Below are 19,387 nucleotides of genomic sequence, written 5' to 3'. Positions count from 1 at the left end.
CTTCGGGGGTGGCCGCCCGTCGGCGTGTACGGGGGAGTGCCGCGGCGCCGGCGCGGGACCCACCGTTCTCCGGCGCCCGCGTGGTGGCCTCTCAGGGCGGCGCGAGGGCTCGGGGCACCCCGGCTCCGCATGGGGGCGCGGGGGCGTCTGGAGGGCCGCTGGGGCCGCTCAGGGCCCTGCCGGGAGCCGCCGGCCGGGGTGTTGCGGCGGTGTGGCGATCGTGTGGCGGACCCGGCGTGTCCTGCGCGAGAGCATTTGTTTTGACCGGAGTGGATGCGATAGGTACGCTCAGACCTTGTGCCTGGGGTGTGCCCTGGCTCCCGTGCGTGCCTTCGAACCGCAGGGGAAGCCGTCAGCGGCCACCGTAATCTGCGCCCTTTTCGCCTCGCGGCGGGAATCTGCAGTATTCGACACACCCGACCGCGTGGGTCGGTGGCGTTCCAGGTTAGCTTCACCATTCGGCACACAGAAACCGGAGAAGTAGTGCCTACGATCCAGCAGCTGGTCCGGAAGGGCCGGCAGGACAAGGTCGAGAAGAACAAGACGCCCGCACTCGAGGGTTCGCCCCAGCGTCGCGGCGTCTGCACGCGTGTGTTCACGACCACCCCGAAGAAGCCGAACTCGGCCCTGCGTAAGGTCGCGCGTGTGCGTCTGACCAGCGGGATCGAGGTCACCGCTTACATTCCGGGTGAGGGACACAACCTGCAGGAGCACTCCATCGTGCTCGTGCGCGGCGGCCGTGTGAAGGACCTGCCGGGTGTTCGCTACAAGATCATCCGCGGCTCGCTCGACACCCAGGGTGTCAAGAACCGCAAGCAGGCCCGCAGCCGCTACGGCGCCAAGAAGGAGAAGTAAGAATGCCTCGTAAGGGCCCCGCCCCGAAGCGCCCGGTCATCATCGACCCGGTCTACGGTTCTCCTCTTGTCACCTCCCTGATCAACAAGGTGCTGCTGAACGGCAAGCGCTCCACCGCCGAGCGCATCGTGTACGGCGCCATGGAGGGCTTGCGCGAGAAGACCGGCAACGACCCGGTCATCACGCTGAAGCGCGCGCTTGAGAACATCAAGCCGACCCTCGAGGTCAAGTCCCGCCGTGTCGGTGGTGCGACGTACCAGGTCCCGATCGAGGTCAAGCCCGGTCGTGCCAACACGCTCGCGCTGCGCTGGCTGGTCGGTTACTCCCGCGCCCGTCGCGAGAAGACCATGACCGAGCGTCTGCTCAACGAGCTTCTCGACGCCTCCAACGGCCTTGGTGCCGCTGTGAAGAAGCGTGAGGACACCCACAAGATGGCCGAGTCCAACAAGGCCTTCGCGCACTACCGCTGGTAGTCGCTACCCACATCGAGACCGAGAGAAGACTGAAGCCTTATGGCTACCACTTCACTTGACCTGGCCAGGGTCCGCAACATCGGGATCATGGCCCACATCGACGCGGGCAAGACGACCACCACCGAGCGGATCCTCTTCTACACCGGCGTCAGCTACAAGATCGGTGAGGTCCACGACGGCGCCGCCACGATGGACTGGATGGAGCAGGAGCAGGAGCGTGGCATCACGATCACCTCTGCTGCCACCACCTGTCACTGGCCGCTCGAGGACAACGACTACACGATCAACATCATCGACACCCCGGGGCACGTCGACTTCACGGTCGAGGTGGAGCGTTCGCTCCGCGTCCTCGACGGTGCCGTCACGGTGTTCGACGGTGTCGCCGGTGTCGAGCCGCAGTCCGAGACGGTGTGGCGTCAGGCCGACCGTTACGGCGTGCCGCGCATCTGCTTCGTCAACAAGCTCGACCGGACCGGCGCGGAGTTCCACCGCTGCGTCGACATGATCAAGGACCGGCTCGGTGCCGTTCCGATCATCATGCAGCTGCCGATCGGTGCCGAGATGGACTTCAAGGGCGTTGTGGACCTGGTCCGCATGAAGGCGCTCGTGTGGTCCGCCGAGGCGGCGAAGGGCGAGATGTACGACGTCGTCGACATCCCGGCCACGCACACCGAGGCTGCCGAGGAGTACCGCGGCAAGCTGGTCGAGACCGTCGCGGAGCACGACGACGAGATCATGGAGCTGTTCCTGGAGGGCCAGGAGCCCACCGAGGAGCAGCTGTACGCCGCGATTCGTCGGGTCACCATCGCGTCCGGCAAGTCCAGCGACGTCACGGTCACCCCGGTGTTCTGCGGTACCGCGTTCAAGAACAAGGGCGTCCAGCCCCTGCTCGACGCGGTCGTGCGCTACCTGCCGACTCCGATCGACGTCGAGGCCATCGAGGGCCACGACGTGAAGGACCCGGAGCTCGTCGTCAAGCGCAAGCCGTCGGACGAGGAGCCCCTCTCCGCGCTCGCGTTCAAGATCATGAGCGACCCGCACCTGGGCAAGCTCACCTTCGTCCGGGTGTACTCGGGCCGCCTGGAGTCCGGCACCGCGGTGCTGAACTCCGTCAAGGGCAAGAAGGAGCGCATCGGCAAGATCTACCGTATGCACGCGAACAAGCGTGAGGAGATCGAGTCGGTGGGCGCCGGCGACATCGTCGCCGTGATGGGCCTCAAGCAGACCACCACCGGTGAGACGCTGAGCGACGACAAGAACCCGGTCATCCTGGAGTCCATGGACTTCCCGGCGCCGGTCATCCAGGTCGCCATCGAGCCCAAGTCCAAGGGTGACCAGGAGAAGCTGGGTGTCGCCATCCAGCGTCTCGCGGAGGAGGACCCCTCCTTCCAGGTCCACTCGGACGAGGAGACCGGCCAGACCATCATCGGTGGTATGGGCGAGCTGCACCTCGAGGTGCTGGTCGACCGTATGCGCCGTGAGTTCAAGGTCGAGGCCAACGTCGGTAAGCCGCAGGTCGCGTACCGTGAGACGATCCGCAAGGCCGTCGAGCGCGTGGACTACACCCACAAGAAGCAGACCGGTGGTACCGGTCAGTTCGCCAAGGTGCAGATCGCGATCGAGCCCATCGAGGGCGGCGACGCCTCGTACGAGTTCGTGAACAAGGTGACCGGTGGCCGTATCCCGAAGGAGTACATCCCTTCGGTCGACGCCGGTGCGCAGGAGGCCATGCAGTTCGGCATCCTCGCCGGGTACGAGATGACGGGCGTCCGCGTCACGCTTCTCGACGGTGCCTACCACGAGGTCGACTCCTCCGAGCTCGCCTTCAAGATCGCCGGTTCGCAGGCGTTCAAGGAGGCCGCGCGCAAGGCCAGCCCCGTGCTGCTCGAGCCGATGATGGCCGTCGAGGTCACCACGCCCGAGGACTACATGGGCGAGGTCATCGGCGACATCAACTCCCGCCGTGGTCAGATTCAGGCCATGGAGGAGCGGATGGGCGCTCGGATCGTGAAGGGCCTCGTGCCCCTCTCGGAGATGTTCGGCTACGTCGGCGACCTCCGCAGCAAGACCTCGGGTCGCGCAAGCTACTCGATGCAGTTCGACTCCTACGCCGAGGTTCCCCGGAACGTCGCCGAGGAGATCATCGCGAAGGCCAAGGGCGAGTAACACACCCCGTTTACACGCTTTAGGCTTGACACCGACCGCCGGGGATCACCCCGGTAAGGGAGAACCCCGGCGGGCGGCATCCCAGCAAAGATCACCTGGCGCCGATGAGTAAGGCGTACCAGAACCACTCCACAGGAGGACCCAGTGGCGAAGGCGAAGTTCGAGCGGACTAAGCCGCACGTCAACATCGGCACCATCGGTCACATTGACCACGGTAAGACGACCCTCACGGCCGCCATTACCAAGGTGCTGCACGACGCGTACCCGGACCTGAACGAGGCCTCGGCCTTCGACCAGATCGACAAGGCTCCTGAGGAGCGCCAGCGCGGTATCACCATCTCGATCGCGCACGTCGAGTACCAGACCGAGACGCGTCACTACGCCCACGTCGACTGCCCCGGTCACGCGGACTACATCAAGAACATGATCACGGGTGCGGCGCAGATGGACGGCGCCATCCTCGTGGTCGCCGCCACCGACGGCCCGATGCCGCAGACCAAGGAGCACGTGCTCCTGGCCCGCCAGGTCGGTGTTCCCTACATCGTCGTCGCCCTGAACAAGGCCGACATGGTGGACGACGAGGAGATCCTGGAGCTCGTCGAGCTCGAGGTTCGTGAGCTCCTCTCCGAGTACGAGTTCCCGGGCGACGACCTGCCGGTCGTCAAGGTCTCGGCGCTCAAGGCCCTCGAGGGCGACAAGGAGTGGGGCCAGTCCGTCCTCGACCTGATGAAGGCCGTCGACGAGAACATCCCGCAGCCCGAGCGTGACGTCGACAAGCCGTTCCTCATGCCGATCGAGGACGTCTTCACGATCACCGGTCGCGGTACGGTCGTCACCGGCCGTATCGAGCGTGGTGTCCTGAAGGTCAACGAGACCGTTGACATCGTGGGCATCAAGCAGGAGAAGACCACCACCACGGTCACCGGCATCGAGATGTTCCGCAAGCTGCTCGACGAGGGCCAGGCCGGTGAGAACGTCGGTCTGCTCCTCCGTGGCATCAAGCGCGAGGACGTCGAGCGCGGCCAGGTCATCATCAAGCCCGGTTCGGTCACGCCGCACACCGAGTTCGAGGCCCAGGCCTACATCCTGTCCAAGGACGAGGGTGGCCGCCACACGCCGTTCTTCAACAACTACCGTCCGCAGTTCTACTTCCGTACGACTGACGTGACCGGTGTTGTGACCCTCCCCGAGGGCACGGAGATGGTCATGCCGGGCGACAACACTGAGATGAAGGTCGAGCTCATCCAGCCCGTCGCCATGGAGGAGGGCCTCAAGTTCGCCATCCGTGAGGGTGGCCGGACCGTCGGCGCCGGCCAGGTCACCAAGATCAACAAGTAAGCAACGCTTGCCTGTTGGGCTTGAACGCCTGGTAGCTCTTCCCTGAGCTCCTTGAAGGGGCCCGCACGACTTCGGTCGGGCGGGCCTCTTTGCGTTGGGGGGCGGGCTCGGCGGGGGAGGGGGCTGGTTCGCTACGGCGGGCGGCGGGGGCTCATCCCGAGTGCCGTATCTGAGTACCGGCACTCATGTGCTGTCTGTGGCTGGGGTGTTGGGTGGGGAGTGGCCGGGTTCGGGTGCCATCTGTGACTGGGCGCGCGGGGAGTGTCACTGACCGTGGCTAGGGTTGCCGGTGAGTGTGGGTCGGGCGTGTGGGCGGTACGGGGGAGAGGTACGGCGTGTTGGCGAGTGAGGGCGGAACGGGGGCCGCGGCTTCGCCGTGGTACGCCGACGTGTTCGACGCGGCGCGGGACGCCGTCGCCGACGTCGCCACCGAGCTGTCCTCGTTCACCGCGTTCCAGAAGCGCGTCGACGCTCTCATCCACGACCTCAAGGGCTCCCCGGCCGGCCCCGGCGAGGTGGGCCAACAGCGGCTCGTGCGTTGTCAGTTGGGCGGCGGGGACGGTGCCTGGACCGAGGCGTCCGGGCTGTTCACCTCGTACGAGACGGTGATCGACGAGCTGGAGAAGCTGTCCGGGCTGCTGTCCGACTCCATGGAGGGCATGAACATCGCGGTCCTCGCCTCGCACAGGGGCTACCGGAACATCGACCTGGACGTCCGGGACCGGATGCGGCAGATCAGCGCCGAGACCACCCAGCACTACGGCGGCGGCCACGACCCCGAGGCCGCGAAGGGGCAGGGACACTCCGGTCCCCCGCCGAAGGCGCAGCCGACGCCCGCCGAGGGCGACGCGGGAGGCACGATCTGATGGGCGGCGACGGCAAGGGGACAGGCGCGAGCACGTCGTTCGACGGTATGAGCCATGAGCAGATGCTCCAGTGGCTCGACCAGGCGAACGCCGGCACGGTGCAGGCCGCCGCGGACCGCCTCGCCGCGGCCGCGCGGGAGATCCGCTCCATCGGGGAGGAGCTCAAGATCCGCCCCCAGTGGGTGGAGTGGAAGGGCGAGGGCGCGGACGCCTTCCGCACCTGGAGCGGCGACCTCGCGAACGCCACCCTGCGGCTCGGTGACTTCGGCGACGGGGCGGCGGAGTGGCTGGGGGAGGCGTCCGGCGCGATCGCCAGGGCCCAGGCGTCGATCCCCCGGGACCGGGCGGGTGCGCGGGCCAACCTGGACGCGGCGACGTCGGCGCCGAACGATCCGGACGCGGCGTCGATCGGCGCCAAGTCCCTCCGGGAGCTGGCGGCGCTCGACGCGGCCGAGGAGAAGGTCCGCCAGGAGGCCGCCGCGGAGATGAGGAAGCTGGGGCAGGCGTACCGGCTGTCGGCTTCGCAGATGGAGGGGTTGGAGAGGCCGCGGTTTCCTCCGCCGCCCGCGGCCATCGTGCCGCGGGGGACGGACCAGGGCACCGACCTCGCACGTCCGGGGGACCCGCCCGCCGGTGCCGTGGACGACAGTGGCCCGGGGCTGGGCGGAGCCGGTGGCGCGAGCGGACAGCACGGACGCGACACGGCCTCGATGCGCGCGTCCACCGGATCGGCCTCTTACGACGGGGCTTTGCACGCTCCGCGCGCCTCCGGCACCGAAGCCGGCACGCGGGTCGGTATCGACTCGGTGGCTGCGCTTCCGGACCTGCGTGAACCGTCGGCGGCCGCCGCGGGCCCGGCGCCTTCGTCCGGCCGTGCGGATGCCGCGGTGTCTGTCCCTGCGATCGGCGTCACCCCGCCGGCCGGAGGTACGGCCGTCACGCCCATCGCCTCCCGTGTCCCGGGCCGGGCGACGGTCGCCGGTCGAGTTTCCTCCCCGCCCGGGCAGGGCGTGGGCGCCCCGTCCGCATCCGGTCGCGGAGCCGCGGGCCCCGGGCAGGTCGTCGGCCGGGGTGTCCCGGGCTCCGCTGCGTCCACCGGCCGGACCGGTCCCGTCTCCGGACGAGGGCCGGCGGTGGGCCGTACGGTCCCGTCGGCACCGGCGATCACCGGTGGCCGCCCGACCGCGAGCCCCGGTGCCGGCAGCCCGGTGGGCCGGATGCCGGCAGGGACGACCGTCGGCGGCGGGACGGGCACCGGCGACGGCCGTGGTTCCGCCGCACGTGCGGCGGCCACGGGAGCGAGTCACCCGGGTGCCCGTGCTGCCGTGCCCGCCAGAGGCACCGGACCCGCACCACGCGACGGCATCGTGGGCGGTACGGCCCAGCGGAACGGCCGTCCGCCGACTCCGCCCGGCACGCCGGTGCCGTCCACGCCGACGCGAGGCGGCATCTCGGGAGGCACCCCCGGTCGTGCCGGAGCGAGGGACGTCTCCCGGGCGCGTCCTGCCGGCTCCCCGGGTCCGGGACCGTCGCTACAGCGAGAACGGCAGTCCGCGTCCCGACGCGAACACCCGAACGCCGACTGAGCCGCAGACAGAGACGAGAGGGATGTACATGCTCGCCGGCACCAGGGGGCACGGGGGCCTTCGGGCAGCCGTGGCCTCGACCACCATCGCCGTGATGCTGGCCGTGAGCGCACCCGCTCAGGCCCACGCCGACTCGACGGACTCCACCCGCGCGCAGCAATGGCATCTGGACGCCATGCGAGCCGAACGGATGTGGCGGACGAGTACAGGCAAGGGCGTCACGGTCGCCGTCATCGACACCGGAGTGGATCCCGGCAACCCGGACCTGAAGGGGCGAGTCCTGGACGGCAAGGACTTCGCCCCGTCGAGCCGGGCGGGCGACGAGCACACGGACTACGACGGCCACGGCACGGGCATGGCCGGCCTGATCGCCGGCACGGGCGCCTACGGAGGTGGCGAGGGCGCGTTCGGACTGGCCCCCGGGGCGGACATCCTGCCCGTGCGGATGCCAGACGCCGATGACGTGAGCCCTTTCGCCGTGTCCACGTACTTCGGCAAGGGCATCCGCTACGCGGCTGACGCGGGAGCCAAGGTCATCAACGTGTCCATGAGCGGCGGCGTCAGCAGTCCCGAGTTGTCGGACGCGGTCGAATACGCCCTCGGCAAGGGTGCGTTGGTCTTCGCCGCGGTCGGCAACGACGCCGACAAGGCGCGGCACGTCGACTATCCGGCCGCCACGCCCGGTGTCGTCGGCGTGGCCGCCGTCGGCAAGAACCTCCGGCGCGCCGCCTGGTCCCAGTACGGCCCCCAGGTGGACCTCGCCGCTCCAGGTGAGGGCATGGTCCACGCCTGCGGCGACAAGACCGGCCTGTGCAAGACGAACGGCACCAGCGACGCCACCGCCCTCGCCTCCGCCAGCGCCGCTCTCGTCTGGGCCGCGCATCCCTCCTGGACCAACAACCAGGTGCTGCGCGTCCTGCTGAACACCCTCGGGGGGCCGACGGACGGTGCCGAGCGGAACGACTCCATCGGGTACGGGATCGTGCGTCCCCGGGTGGCCCTGCAGAACCCGGGCGACCCGGGCCCGCCGGACGTCTATCCGCTCCCGGACCTGACCGCGGCTTCGGCGTCCCCGAGTGCGCACGCGTCCAAGGGCGTCGGCGCGAACGCTCCCGAGAAGGGCGAGGCCGCCGCCCGGGACGACGGAGGTGCCGGCGGCCTCTGGATCGCGGCGGGCATCGTTGCCGGGGTCGGTCTCGCCGTGACCGCGGCGGTGGTCACCGCAAGGAAGCGCCGACGGCCGGCGGCCGGGTGACCGACGTACGGCACTCCAGCGGCGCGCGGCCGTACCCCGGAGCCGATCAACCTTCCCGAAGGGATTCCCTCATGCCCCACCTCGTTCGTCCGCTCGCGTTCCTCGGCCTCTCCGCCGTAGCCGTGAGCCTGCTGCTCGTCGGGTGCTCCGCCTCGGTCGACGTGGGGGCGTCCGAGCCGGAGCTGTCCGCCGGCAAGCTGTCCGACGAGGTCGCCAGGAAACTCGCCGCCGCGACCGGGCAGCCGAAGCCGGACGTCTCCTGTCCCGAGGACCTGGCCGGTGAGGTCGGTACCACGACCCGGTGCACCCTCACCGCGGGCGACGGCAGCACCCTGGGTGTCACGGTCACGGTCACGTCCGTCGAGGACGAGCGGATCAAGTTCGACATCGAGGCCGACAAGACCGCGTCCCCGGCGCCCAGCTGACGGCGCGACCCCCGGCAAGGGGGGGCGTCCACCGTGCCGGGGAGAAAGTGGTCACTCGGGAGGGTGAATTCTGGGCGGCATACGTGCCCTGCCCGGCGTGGCGCCGTCCGTGATCGGGCGGGCGTTCTCGTACGCGGGTGTGGAACCCCTCACATGTACAGGGGGCCTGGAGGGCGCGAAGGGCGCCGCAACCCCGTCAGGGTTTGACCTGCGTCACCTTCGGGGTAAAGTCCTCGGCCCGATTGGCCAGCGACATGCCCCGTATGGCAGACTAGCGGGGTTGCTCGGTCGAGTGCCGATGCTGCGCGCCTCCCGCCGGGAGGACCGGAAGCGAGTCCCACAGTACTCGTCGCTCCAACTGCCGAGAGGCAGCGCTGGGGCGGACGTACGGGAATCTTCCGGGAAGTGTCAGCGGGGTGCCGACCAGGCGCTCGGTGGGTGTTCAGCCCCCGATCTGCGGTCTCAGGGCCGCGTCCCTCGGTAGGGAAATCCATTCGTGGAGATCTCTGTCAGCGAGGACGCGACACGCCCGACCGCGTGGGTCGGAGGCGGGACGCGAACCCCCCGAGTACCAGAGCGTTTATTCGAGACAAAGGACTACTGAGTAGCCATGGCGGGACAGAAGATCCGCATCCGGCTCAAGGCCTACGACCACGAGGTCATCGACAGCTCGGCGAAGAAGATCGTCGAGACGGTGACGCGTACTGGTGCGTCGGTCGCGGGCCCGGTGCCGCTGCCCACTGAGAAGAACGTGTACTGCGTCATCAAGTCGCCGCACAAGTACAAGGACTCGCGCGAGCACTTCGAGATGCGCACGCACAAGCGCCTGATCGACATCCTCGACCCGACCCCCAAGACCGTTGACTCTCTGATGCGACTCGACCTCCCGGCCGGTGTCGACATCGAGATCAAGCTCTGAAGGCCGGTGATCTGAAGATGGCTAAGCAGATCAAGGGCATCCTGGGCGAGAAGCTCGGCATGACGCAGGTGTGGGACGAGAACAACCGTGTTGTTCCGGTCACCGTCGTCAAGGCCGGCCCCAACGTCGTCACCCAGGTCCGTACCAATGACTCCGACGGCTACGAGTCGGTCCAGATCGCCTTCGGCGAGATCGACCCTCGCAAGGTGAACAAGCCCCTCAAGGGTCACTTCGCCAAGGCTGACGTCACTCCCCGCCGCCACCTCGTCGAGATCCGTACCGCTGACGCCAGCGAGTACACCCTCGGCCAGGAGATCACCGCCGAGACCTTCGAGGCCGGCGTCAAGGTGGACGTGACCGGCAAGAGCAAGGGCAAGGGCTTCGCCGGTGTCATGAAGCGTCACAACTTCAAGGGCCTCGGCGCCGGTCACGGCACCCAGCGCAAGCACCGCTCTCCCGGCTCCATCGGTGGCTGTGCCACCCCGGGCCGTGTGTTCAAGGGCCTCCGCATGGCGGGTCGCATGGGCAACGAGCGGGTCACCACCCAGAACCTGACCGTTCACGCCGTTGACGCGGAGAAGGGCCTGCTCCTTATCAAGGGCGCGGTTCCTGGTCCGAACGGCGGCCTCGTCCTGGTCCGCACCGCGGCCAAGGGGGCCTGAGGACTATGAGCACCATTGACATTCTGTCGCCCTCCGGCGACAACGCCGGGACCGTCGAGCTCCCGGCCGAGATCTTCGACGTAGAGAAGATCAGCATTCCGCTGCTTCACCAGGTCGTCGTCGCGCAGCTGGCCGCCGCCCGTCAGGGCACGCACAAGGTCAAGCGTCGTGGCGAGGTCCGCGGTGGTGGCAAGAAGCCTTACCGCCAGAAGGGCACCGGCCGCGCCCGTCAGGGTTCGACCCGTGCGCCGCAGTTCGCCGGCGGTGGCGTCGTCCACGGCCCCACCCCGCGTGACTACTCGCAGCGGACCCCGAAGAAGATGAAGGCCGCGGCCCTGCGCCACGCCCTCACCGACCGGGCCCGCAACGCTCGCATCCACGTCATCACCGGCGTGATCGAGGGCGAGACCCCCTCCACCAAGGCCGCGAAGAGCTTCCTCGGCAAGGTCAGCGAGCGCAAGAACGTGCTCCTGGTCATCGAGCGCTCGGACGAGGCCGCGCTGCTTTCCGCGCGCAACCTGCCCCAGGTCCACATCCTGGAGCCGGGCCAGCTGAACACGTACGACGTTCTCGTCTCGGACGACGTGGTCTTCACCCAGGCCGCTTTCGAGTCCTTCGTGTCTGGCCCCCAGGCCGCTGACACCGAAGGGAGCGAAGCCTGATGGCTACGCGTCACCCGAGCATCGCCTCGAAGGCCGCCAAGGCGGCCAAGGCCGCGCGCGTCGCCAAGGCGAAGCGCCACGCCACCGAGGGCAAGAACACCGTCGAGACCCCGCTGAGCAAGTCCTTCACGGACCCCCGTGACGTGCTGCTCAAGCCGGTCGTCTCGGAGAAGAGCTACGCGCTTCTCGACGAGGGCAAGTACACCTTCATCGTCGCGCCCGGCTCCAACAAGACGCAGATCAAGGAGGCCGTCCAGGCGGTCTTCTCGGTCAAGGTCACCGGGGTCAACACGATCAACCGTCAGGGCAAGCGCAAGCGCACCAAGACGGGCTTCGGCAAGCGTGCCGACAGCAAGCGCGCGATCGTGACCCTCGCTGAGGGCGACCGTATCGACATCTTCGGCCAGGCCTCCTAACGGAGCGCCCTGGTCCGAATATCGGACGAGGACTGAGAAATGGGAATCCGCAAGTACAAGCCGACGACGCCGGGCCGCCGTGGCTCCTCCGTCGCCGACTTCGTCGAGGTCACGCGGTCCACGCCGGAGAAGTCGCTGGTCCGCCCGCTGCACAGCAAGGGCGGCCGTAACAACGCCGGTCGTGTGACCGTTCGCCACCAGGGTGGCGGACACAAGCGCGCCTACCGCGTGATCGACTTCCGTCGTCACGACAAGGACGGCGTGCCGGCGAAGGTCGCGCACATCGAGTACGACCCCAACCGCACCGCGCGCATCGCGCTGCTGCACTACGTGGACGGCGAGAAGCGCTACATCCTCGCCCCGCGCAACCTGCAGCAGGGTGACCGCGTCGAGAACGGTCCCGGGGCCGACATCAAGCCGGGCAACAACCTGGCCCTCCGCAACATCCCGGTCGGTACCACGATCCACGCGATCGAGCTCCGTCCCGGTGGCGGTGCCAAGTTCGCCCGCTCCGCCGGTGCCTCCGTGCAGCTGCTCGCGAAGGAGGGCCAGATGGCCCACCTGCGCATGCCGTCCGGAGAGATCCGCCTGGTCGACGTGCGCTGCCGCGCCACCGTCGGCGAGGTCGGCAACGCCGAGCAGTCGAACATCAACTGGGGCAAGGCCGGCCGCAAGCGCTGGCTCGGCGTCCGCCCGACCGTTCGCGGTGTGGCGATGAACCCGGTTGACCACCCGCACGGTGGTGGTGAGGGCAAGACCTCCGGTGGTCGCCACCCGGTCTCGCCGTGGGGTCAGAAGGAGGGTCGTACTCGTTCGCCGAAGAAGGCTTCGAACAAGTACATCGTCCGCCGCCGCAAGACGAACAAGAAGCGCTAGGAGCGGGTTTAGATGCCGCGCAGTCTCAAGAAGGGACCCTTCGTCGACGGACACCTTGTAAAGAAGGTGGACGCTCAGAACGAAGCCGGTACCAAGAACGTCATCAAGACCTGGTCCCGTCGCTCGATGATCATCCCGGCCATGCTCGGCCACACGATCGCGGTGCACAACGGCAAGACCCACATTCCGGTGTTTGTCACCGAGTCGATGGTCGGCCACAAGCTCGGCGAGTTCTCGCCGACGCGCACCTTCCGGGGTCACGTGAAGGACGACCGGAAGTCGAAGCGCCGCTAACGCGGGGTGGAATGACCATGACAGACACTGGAAGGACAACCATGGAAGCCAGGGCCCAGGCGCGGTACATCCGCGTTACGCCCATGAAGGCCCGCCGCGTGGTGGACCTTATCCGTGGCATGGATGCCACGGAGGCTCAGGCGGTCCTGCGTTTCGCCCCGCAGGCCGCGAGCGTGCCGGTGGGCAAGGTGCTCGACAGCGCCATTGCCAACGCCGCGCACAACTACGACCACACCGACGCCGACAGCCTCTTCATCTCCGAGGCCTACGTCGACGAGGGCCCGACCCTGAAGCGGTTCCGGCCGCGCGCCCAGGGCCGCGCCTACCGGATCCGCAAGCGGACCAGCCACATCACCGTGGTCGTCAGCAGCAAGGAAGGAACCCGGTAATGGGCCAGAAGGTTAACCCGCATGGGTTCCGGCTCGGCATCACCACGGACTTCAAGTCCCGTTGGTACGCCGACAAGCTGTACAAGGACTACGTCAAGGAAGACGTCGCCATCCGTCGGATGATGACGTCCGGCATGGAGCGCGCCGGCATCTCGAAGGTTGAGATCGAGCGCACCCGTGACCGCGTGCGGGTGGACATCCACACCGCGCGTCCCGGCATCGTCATCGGCCGCCGTGGCGCCGAGGCCGACCGCATCCGCGGCGACCTCGAGAAGCTCACGGGCAAGCAGGTCCAGCTGAACATCCTCGAGGTCAAGAGCCCCGAGACCGACGCTCAGCTGGTCGCCCAGGCCGTCGCCGAGCAGCTGTCCTCCCGCGTCTCCTTCCGTCGCGCCATGCGTAAGAGCATGCAGGGCACGATGAAGGCCGGCGCCAAGGGCATCAAGATCCAGTGCGGTGGCCGCCTCGGCGGCGCCGAGATGTCCCGCTCGGAGTTCTACCGCGAGGGCCGTGTGCCCCTGCACACGCTCCGCGCGAACGTCGACTACGGCTTCTTCGAGGCCAAGACGACCTTCGGCCGTATCGGTGTGAAGGTCTGGATCTACAAGGGCGACGTCAAGAACATCGCCGAGGTCCGCGCCGAGAACGCCGCTGCCCGTGCGGGTAACCGCCCGGCCCGTGGCGGCGGCAACGACCGCCCGGCCCGTGGTGGCCGTGGTGGCGAGCGTGGCGGTCGCGGCCGCAAGCCGCAGCAGCAGTCCGCGCCGGCTGCCGAGGCCCCCAAGGCCGACGCTCCCGCCGCCGCTGCCGCTCCGGCTGAGAGCACCGGAACGGAGGCCTGACCGAAATGCTGATCCCCCGTAGGGTCAAGCACCGCAAGCAGCACCACCCGAAGCGCCGTGGTCAGGCCAAGGGCGGTACGCAGGTTTCGTTCGGCGAGTACGGCATTCAGGCCCTCACGCCGGCGTACGTCACCAACCGCCAGATCGAGGCGGCGCGTATCGCGATGACCCGCCACATCAAGCGTGGCGGCAAGGTCTGGATCAACATCTACCCGGACCGCCCGCTGACGAAGAAGCCCGCCGAGACCCGCATGGGTTCCGGTAAGGGTTCTCCCGAGTGGTGGGTCGCGAACGTGCACCCGGGCCGGGTCATGTTCGAGCTGTCCTACCCCAACGAGAAGATTGCGCGTGAGGCGCTCACTCGCGCAGCCCACAAGCTGCCGATGAAGTGCCGGATCGTCAAGCGCGAGGCAGGTGAAGCGTGATGTCGGCCGGTACCAAGGCGTCCGAGCTGCGCGAACTGGGTGACGAGGAGCTTCTTGCGAAGCTTCGCGAAGCCAAGGAAGAGCTGTTCAACCTCCGCTTCCAGGCGGCGACCGGTCAGCTCGAGAACCACGGGCGGCTCAAGGCCGTCCGCAAGGACATCGCGCGGATCTACACCCTGATGCGTGAGCGCGAGCTGGGCATCGAGACGGTGGAGAGCGCATGAGCGAGAACAACGTGACTGAAGAGACCAAGACGGACCGCGGTTTCCGCAAGACCCGTGAGGGCCTGGTCGTCAGCGACAAGATGGACAAGACCGTCGTCGTCGCCGTCGAGGACCGCGTCAAGCACGCTCTGTACGGCAAGGTCATCCGCCGTACGAACAAGCTCAAGGCCCACGACGAGCAGAACGCCGCGGGTGTCGGCGACCGTGTCCTCCTCATGGAGACCCGGCCGCTGTCCGCGACGAAGCGCTGGCGCGTCGTCGAGATCCTCGAGAAGGCCAAGTAAGGAAATCCCCGCGAGGGGATTCCAACGACACACCTGAGAGGTTTCCCTCTCGGGTTCGTTCCGCCAGGCTCGGCAGGGGCCGCCTCGTAAAGAGGCAGCCCCTGCCGGGAACCGGCAGACAATCAGGAGATAGACGTGATCCAGCAGGAGTCGCGACTGCGTGTCGCCGACAACACTGGTGCGAAGGAAATCCTTTGCATCCGTGTGCTCGGTGGCTCCGGTCGCCGCTACGCGGGCATCGGTGACGTCATCGTCGCCACCGTCAAGGACGCGATCCCCGGTGGCAACGTGAAGAAGGGTGACGTCGTCAAGGCGGTCATCGTTCGCACCGTCAAGGAGCGCCGCCGTCCGGACGGCTCGTACATCCGCTTCGACGAGAACGCCGCCGTCATTCTGAAGAACGACGGCGACCCTCGCGGCACCCGTATCTTCGGCCCGGTCGGCCGTGAGCTGCGCGAGAAGAAGTTCATGAAGATCATCTCGCTCGCGCCGGAGGTGCTGTAAGCATGAAGATCAAGAAGGGCGACCTGGTCCAGGTCATCACCGGTAAGGACAAGGGCAAGCAGGGCAAGGTCATCGCGGCCTTCCCCCGCGAGGACCGCGTCCTGGTCGAGGGTGTCAACCGGGTCAAGAAGCACACGAAGGCCGGCCCCACCGCTCGCGGTTCGCAGGCCGGCGGCATCGTGACCACCGAAGCCCCTGTCCACGTGAGCAACGTTCAGCTCGTCGTGGAGAAGGACGGCAACAAGGTCGTCACGCGCGTCGGTTACCGCTTCGACGACGAGGGCAACAAGATCCGCGTTGCCAAGCGGACGGGTGAGGACATCTGATGGCTACCACCACCACTCCGCGTCTCAAGACGAAGTACCGCGAGGAGATCCAGGCCAAGCTGCAGGAAGAGTTCTCGTACGAGAACGTCATGCAGATCCCCGGCCTGGTCAAGATCGTGGTCAACATGGGTGTCGGCGACGCCGCCCGTGACTCGAAGCTCATGGACGGTGCCGTCCGTGACCTGACCACGATCACCGGTCAGAAGCCGGCCGTCACCAAGGCCCGGAAGTCCATCGCGCAGTTCAAGCTGCGTGAGGGTCAGCCGATCGGTGCCCACGTCACGCTCCGTGGCGACCGCATGTGGGAGTTCCTGGACCGCACCCTGTCGCTCGCGCTGCCGCGCATCCGCGACTTCCGCGGCCTGTCCCCCAAGCAGTTCGACGGCCGTGGCAACTACACCTTCGGTCTCACGGAGCAGGTCATGTTCCACGAGATCGACCAGGACAAGATCGACCGCGTCCGGGGTATGGACATCACCGTGGTCACCACGGCGACCAACGACGCCGAAGGCCGTGCCCTTCTCCGTCACCTCGGCTTCCCCTTCAAGGAGGCGTAAGCGAGATGGCGAAGAAGGCTCTGATTGCCAAGGCTGCTCGTAAGCCCAAGTTCGGCGTCCGTGGCTACACGCGCTGCCAGCGCTGCGGCCGTCCGCACTCCGTGTACCGCAAGTTCGGCCTCTGCCGCGTGTGCCTTCGTGAGATGGCTCACCGTGGCGAGCTCCCGGGCGTGACCAAGAGCTCCTGGTAATCCCGTACTTCGGGATTCCGGAAGCTCTCGGTAAGTAGAGGTTCGGTCAGGGCCCGGCCCTCCATGGCTTAGGCTAGGAGGGTTGGGCGTCTGACCGCCCGTACGACTTACTACGCCGTAGGTCCCCGCACCGCACCCGTCCCGCCACTGAGTGGGGAGAGGGATGGCGCATACAGGAAACCCCGGCGAGAGAGGCCGAAGGCCAATTCATGACCATGACTGATCCGATCGCAGACATGCTTACGCGTCTGCGTAACGCGAACTCGGCGTACCACGACACCGTGGGTATGCCGCACAGCAAGATCAAGTCGCACATCGCGGAGATCCTCCAGCAGGAGGGCTTCATCACGGGCTGGAAGGTCGAGGACGCCGAGGTCGGCAAGAACCTCGTCCTCGAGCTGAAGTTCGGCCCGAACCGTGAGCGCTCCATCGCGGGCATCAAGCGGATCTCCAAGCCCGGTCTCCGGGTGTACGCGAAGTCCACCAACCTGCCCAAGGTGCTGGGCGGCCTCGGCGTGGCGATCATCTCCACGTCTCACGGGCTCCTCACCGACAAGCAGGCCGGCAAGAAGGGCGTAGGCGGAGAAGTTCTCGCCTACGTCTGGTAGCGGAAGGGAACGGAGGAAACAGCTATGTCGCGTATTGGCAAGCTCCCCATCACGGTTCCCGCCGGCGTGGACGTCACCATCGACGGCCGTACGGTGCAGGTGAAGGGCCCGAAGGGGACCCTCTCCCACACCATCGCGGCGCCGATCGAGATCGCTAAGGGTGAGGACGGCGTTCTGAACGTCACCCGCCCGAACGACGAGCGTCAGAACAAGGCCCTCCACGGCCTGTCCCGCACGCTGGTGGCGAACATGATCACCGGCGTGACCCAGGGTTACGTGAAGAAGCTCGAAATCAGCGGTGTCGGTTACCGCGTCCTGGCGAAGGGCTCCAACCTGGAGTTCTCGCTCGGCTACAGCCACTCGATCACTGTCGAGGCGCCCGAGGGCATCACCTTCAAGGTGGAGGCTCCGACCCGTTTCTCGGTCGAGGGCATCGACAAGCAGAAGGTCGGCGAGGTTGCGGCCAACATCCGCAAGCTGCGCAAGCCCGACCCGTACAAGGCCAAGGGCGTCAAGTACGAAGGCGAAGTCATCCGCCGCAAGGTCGGAAAGGCGGGTAAGTAAGCCATGGCATACGGTGTCAAGATTGCTAAGGGCGACGCTTACAAGCGTGCTGCCATCAAGCGTCGTCACATCCGGATCCGTAAGCACATCTCGGGTACGGCTGAGCGTCCGCGCCTGGTCGTGACGCGCTCCAACCGCCACATCGTGGCCCAGGTCATCGACGACATCAAGGGTCACACCCTGGCGTCGGCGTCGACCCTGGACGCGTCGATCCGCGGCGAGGGCGAGAAGTCCGCGCAGGCCGGCAAGGTCGGCGCCCTGGTCGCCGAGCGCGCCAAGGCCGCGGGCGTCGAGGCTGTCGTATTCGACCGTGGTGGTAACCAGTACGCCGGGCGCATTGCCGCTCTGGCGGACGCCGCCCGCGAAGCCGGACTCAAGTTCTGAGTCGGTTCCGTAGCTAGCGGAAACAGAGAGAGGTAATTCCAATGGCTGGACCCCAGCGCCGCGGAAGCGGTGCCGGTGGCGGCGAGCGGCGGGACCGGAAGGGCCGTGACGGCGGCGCTGCTGCCGCCGAGAAGACCGCGTACGTTGAGCGCGTCGTCGCGATCAACCGCGTCGCCAAGGTTGTGAAGGGTGGTCGTCGCTTCAGCTTCACCGCGCTGGTCGTGGTGGGCGATGGTGACGGCACCGTCGGTGTCGGTTACGGCAAGGCCAAGGAGGTGCCGGCCGCCATCGCCAAGGGTGTTGAGGAGGCCAAGAAGCACTTCTTCAAGGTCCCCCGCATCCAGGGCACCATCCCGCACCCGATCACGGGCGAGAAGGCCGCGGGCGTCGTCCTGCTCAAGCCTGCTTCCCCCGGTACCGGCGTCATCGCCGGTGGCCCGGTGCGTGCGGTGCTCGAGTGCGCCGGCGTTCACGACATCCTGTCGAAGTCGCTCGGCTCGTCCAACGCGATCAACATCGTGCACGCGACCGTGGCGGCCCTCAAGGGCCTGCAGCGTCCCGAGGAGATCGCGGCCCGCCGCGGTCTGCCCCTCGAGGACGTCGCCCCCGCGGCTCTGCTGCGTGCGCGTGCGGGAGCGGGTGCGTAATCATGGCTCAGCTCAAGATCACGCAGACGAAGTCGTACATCGGCAGCAAGCAGAACCACCGTGACACCCTTCGTTCGCTTGGCCTCAAGCGGATCAACGATGTGGTCGTCAAGGAGGACCGCCCCGAGTTCCGCGGAATGGTGCACACCGTCCGCCACCTCGTGACGGTTGAGGAGGTCGACTGATCATGGCGGAGAACAACCCGCTCAAGATCCACAACCTCCGTCCCGCCCCCGGTGCCAAGACCGCGAAGACCCGTGTGGGCCGTGGTGAGGCGTCGAAGGGTAAGACGGCCGGTCGTGGTACCAAGGGCACGAAGGCCCGCTACCAGGTTCCGGAGCGCTTCGAGGGTGGCCAGATGCCCCTCCACATGCGTCTCCCGAAGCTGAAGGGCTTCCGTAACCCGTTCAAGACCGAGTTCCAGGTCGTGAACCTCGACAAGCTGTCGTCGCTGTACCCGGAGGGTGGCGAGGTCACCGTCGAGGGTCTCGTCGCCAAGGGTGCCGTTCGCAAGAACAGCCTCGTCAAGGTCCTCGGCCAGGGCGAGATCTCCGTGGCGCTGCAGGTGACGGTCGACGCCGTCTCCGGCTCCGCCAAGGAGAAGATCACCGCCGCCGGCGGGACCGTCACCGAGCTCGTCTGACCGACG

At 67.5% G+C, this 19,387-nt stretch carries 29 protein-coding genes; all 29 read left to right on the top strand.

From position 1 onward, the window contains the following. The first annotated feature begins 483 nt into the window (after nucleotides 1–483). Nucleotides 484–855: a 30S ribosomal protein S12 gene (gene rpsL, locus ACWGIS_RS04060; protein ID WP_003948652.1), complete on the top strand. Its 372-nt coding sequence runs from the start codon at nucleotides 484–486 to the stop codon at nucleotides 853–855. 2 nt (nucleotides 856–857) lie between these two features. Continuing rightward, a complete protein-coding gene (gene rpsG, locus ACWGIS_RS04055) occupies nucleotides 858–1,328 on the top strand; it encodes a 30S ribosomal protein S7 (protein ID WP_003974303.1) in 471 nt (156 codons plus the stop codon). Between the two features lie 39 nt (nucleotides 1,329–1,367). Next, nucleotides 1,368–3,494, top strand: a complete 2,127-nt coding sequence (fusA, locus tag ACWGIS_RS04050; protein ID WP_453360828.1) for an elongation factor G — start codon at nucleotides 1,368–1,370, stop codon at nucleotides 3,492–3,494. A 144-nt stretch (nucleotides 3,495–3,638) separates the two neighbouring features. Continuing rightward, the gene (gene tuf / locus ACWGIS_RS04045) at nucleotides 3,639–4,832 is read left to right on the top strand and encodes an elongation factor Tu (protein ID WP_093905285.1); all 1,194 of its coding nucleotides are present in this window, start codon (nucleotides 3,639–3,641) and stop codon (nucleotides 4,830–4,832) included. Nucleotides 4,833–5,167: 335 nt separating this feature from the next. Then, a complete protein-coding gene (locus ACWGIS_RS04040; RefSeq protein WP_453360827.1) occupies nucleotides 5,168–5,698 on the top strand; it encodes a hypothetical protein in 531 nt (176 codons plus the stop codon). Between the two features lie 47 nt (nucleotides 5,699–5,745). Then, the gene (locus ACWGIS_RS04035) at nucleotides 5,746–7,284 is read left to right on the top strand and encodes a translation initiation factor IF-2 (RefSeq protein ID WP_453360826.1); all 1,539 of its coding nucleotides are present in this window, start codon (nucleotides 5,746–5,748) and stop codon (nucleotides 7,282–7,284) included. A 70-nt stretch (nucleotides 7,285–7,354) separates the two neighbouring features. Next, complete coding sequence (gene mycP, locus ACWGIS_RS04030; RefSeq protein ID WP_453360825.1) at nucleotides 7,355–8,539, top strand: type VII secretion-associated serine protease mycosin; 1,185 nt, start codon at nucleotides 7,355–7,357, stop codon at nucleotides 8,537–8,539. Nucleotides 8,540–8,610: 71 nt separating this feature from the next. Then, on the top strand, nucleotides 8,611–8,964 hold the full coding sequence (locus ACWGIS_RS04025) for a DUF4333 domain-containing protein (protein WP_453360824.1): 354 nt from the start codon (nucleotides 8,611–8,613) through the stop codon (nucleotides 8,962–8,964). 610 nt (nucleotides 8,965–9,574) lie between these two features. Next, complete coding sequence (rpsJ, locus tag ACWGIS_RS04020) at nucleotides 9,575–9,883, top strand: 30S ribosomal protein S10 (protein WP_003948644.1); 309 nt, start codon at nucleotides 9,575–9,577, stop codon at nucleotides 9,881–9,883. 17 nt (nucleotides 9,884–9,900) lie between these two features. Continuing rightward, on the top strand, nucleotides 9,901–10,545 hold the full coding sequence (gene rplC / locus ACWGIS_RS04015; RefSeq protein WP_010986342.1) for a 50S ribosomal protein L3: 645 nt from the start codon (nucleotides 9,901–9,903) through the stop codon (nucleotides 10,543–10,545). Nucleotides 10,546–10,550: 5 nt separating this feature from the next. Continuing rightward, a complete protein-coding gene (rplD, locus tag ACWGIS_RS04010; protein WP_033280017.1) occupies nucleotides 10,551–11,207 on the top strand; it encodes a 50S ribosomal protein L4 in 657 nt (218 codons plus the stop codon). After that, nucleotides 11,207–11,623, top strand: coding sequence for a 50S ribosomal protein L23 (gene rplW, locus ACWGIS_RS04005; RefSeq protein WP_453360823.1), 417 nt, complete (start codon nucleotides 11,207–11,209; stop codon nucleotides 11,621–11,623). The genes rplD and rplW overlap by 1 nt, the downstream gene beginning before the upstream one ends. A gap of 39 nt (nucleotides 11,624–11,662) precedes the next feature. After that, complete coding sequence (rplB, locus tag ACWGIS_RS04000) at nucleotides 11,663–12,499, top strand: 50S ribosomal protein L2 (RefSeq protein WP_307027061.1); 837 nt, start codon at nucleotides 11,663–11,665, stop codon at nucleotides 12,497–12,499. 12 nt (nucleotides 12,500–12,511) lie between these two features. Beyond that, entirely contained in the window at nucleotides 12,512–12,793 is a 282-nt protein-coding gene (rpsS, locus tag ACWGIS_RS03995; protein WP_015035577.1) for a 30S ribosomal protein S19, read from the top strand. 41 nt (nucleotides 12,794–12,834) lie between these two features. Beyond that, nucleotides 12,835–13,182, top strand: coding sequence for a 50S ribosomal protein L22 (rplV, locus tag ACWGIS_RS03990; protein ID WP_003974262.1), 348 nt, complete (start codon nucleotides 12,835–12,837; stop codon nucleotides 13,180–13,182). Next, nucleotides 13,182–14,024 (top strand): 30S ribosomal protein S3, encoded by an 843-nt coding sequence (gene rpsC, locus ACWGIS_RS03985; RefSeq protein WP_356167229.1) that lies wholly within the window; start codon nucleotides 13,182–13,184, stop codon nucleotides 14,022–14,024. The genes rplV and rpsC overlap by 1 nt, the downstream gene beginning before the upstream one ends. A 5-nt stretch (nucleotides 14,025–14,029) precedes the next feature. After that, complete coding sequence (rplP, locus tag ACWGIS_RS03980; protein ID WP_099500627.1) at nucleotides 14,030–14,449, top strand: 50S ribosomal protein L16; 420 nt, start codon at nucleotides 14,030–14,032, stop codon at nucleotides 14,447–14,449. Next, on the top strand, nucleotides 14,449–14,673 hold the full coding sequence (gene rpmC, locus ACWGIS_RS03975; RefSeq protein WP_003998824.1) for a 50S ribosomal protein L29: 225 nt from the start codon (nucleotides 14,449–14,451) through the stop codon (nucleotides 14,671–14,673). The genes rplP and rpmC overlap by 1 nt, the downstream gene beginning before the upstream one ends. Continuing rightward, complete coding sequence (gene rpsQ / locus ACWGIS_RS03970) at nucleotides 14,670–14,957, top strand: 30S ribosomal protein S17 (protein WP_095748091.1); 288 nt, start codon at nucleotides 14,670–14,672, stop codon at nucleotides 14,955–14,957. Before rpmC ends, rpsQ begins: the two co-directional genes overlap by 4 nt. A gap of 135 nt (nucleotides 14,958–15,092) precedes the next feature. After that, entirely contained in the window at nucleotides 15,093–15,461 is a 369-nt protein-coding gene (rplN, locus tag ACWGIS_RS03965; RefSeq protein ID WP_003998823.1) for a 50S ribosomal protein L14, read from the top strand. Between the two features lie 2 nt (nucleotides 15,462–15,463). Then, entirely contained in the window at nucleotides 15,464–15,787 is a 324-nt protein-coding gene (gene rplX / locus ACWGIS_RS03960) for a 50S ribosomal protein L24 (RefSeq protein WP_052839850.1), read from the top strand. Further along, nucleotides 15,787–16,344 carry a 50S ribosomal protein L5 gene (gene rplE / locus ACWGIS_RS03955; RefSeq protein ID WP_121405503.1) on the top strand — a complete coding sequence of 186 codons (558 nt, stop codon included), beginning with the start codon at nucleotides 15,787–15,789 and terminating at the stop codon, nucleotides 16,342–16,344. Before rplX ends, rplE begins: the two co-directional genes overlap by 1 nt. Before the next feature lie 5 nt (nucleotides 16,345–16,349). Then, a complete protein-coding gene (locus tag ACWGIS_RS03950; protein ID WP_003948630.1) occupies nucleotides 16,350–16,535 on the top strand; it encodes a type Z 30S ribosomal protein S14 in 186 nt (61 codons plus the stop codon). Nucleotides 16,536–16,744: 209 nt separating this feature from the next. Continuing rightward, nucleotides 16,745–17,143, top strand: coding sequence for a 30S ribosomal protein S8 (gene rpsH / locus ACWGIS_RS03945; RefSeq protein ID WP_010986352.1), 399 nt, complete (start codon nucleotides 16,745–16,747; stop codon nucleotides 17,141–17,143). A 24-nt stretch (nucleotides 17,144–17,167) separates the two neighbouring features. Next, nucleotides 17,168–17,707 (top strand): 50S ribosomal protein L6, encoded by a 540-nt coding sequence (rplF, locus tag ACWGIS_RS03940; protein ID WP_121405504.1) that lies wholly within the window; start codon nucleotides 17,168–17,170, stop codon nucleotides 17,705–17,707. Nucleotides 17,708–17,710: 3 nt separating this feature from the next. Continuing rightward, entirely contained in the window at nucleotides 17,711–18,091 is a 381-nt protein-coding gene (gene rplR / locus ACWGIS_RS03935; RefSeq protein WP_121405505.1) for a 50S ribosomal protein L18, read from the top strand. Nucleotides 18,092–18,132: 41 nt separating this feature from the next. Next, a complete protein-coding gene (gene rpsE / locus ACWGIS_RS03930; RefSeq protein ID WP_006376045.1) occupies nucleotides 18,133–18,738 on the top strand; it encodes a 30S ribosomal protein S5 in 606 nt (201 codons plus the stop codon). A gap of 2 nt (nucleotides 18,739–18,740) precedes the next feature. After that, nucleotides 18,741–18,923: a 50S ribosomal protein L30 gene (gene rpmD / locus ACWGIS_RS03925; RefSeq protein WP_033319647.1), complete on the top strand. Its 183-nt coding sequence runs from the start codon at nucleotides 18,741–18,743 to the stop codon at nucleotides 18,921–18,923. A 2-nt stretch (nucleotides 18,924–18,925) separates the two neighbouring features. Beyond that, entirely contained in the window at nucleotides 18,926–19,381 is a 456-nt protein-coding gene (gene rplO, locus ACWGIS_RS03920; protein WP_453360822.1) for a 50S ribosomal protein L15, read from the top strand. The last annotated feature ends 6 nt before the right edge of the window (nucleotides 19,382–19,387 follow it).

The organism is Streptomyces sp. NPDC054842 (genome assembly GCF_053611025.1).
This window is presented reverse-complemented; position numbering and strand designations above follow the sequence as displayed.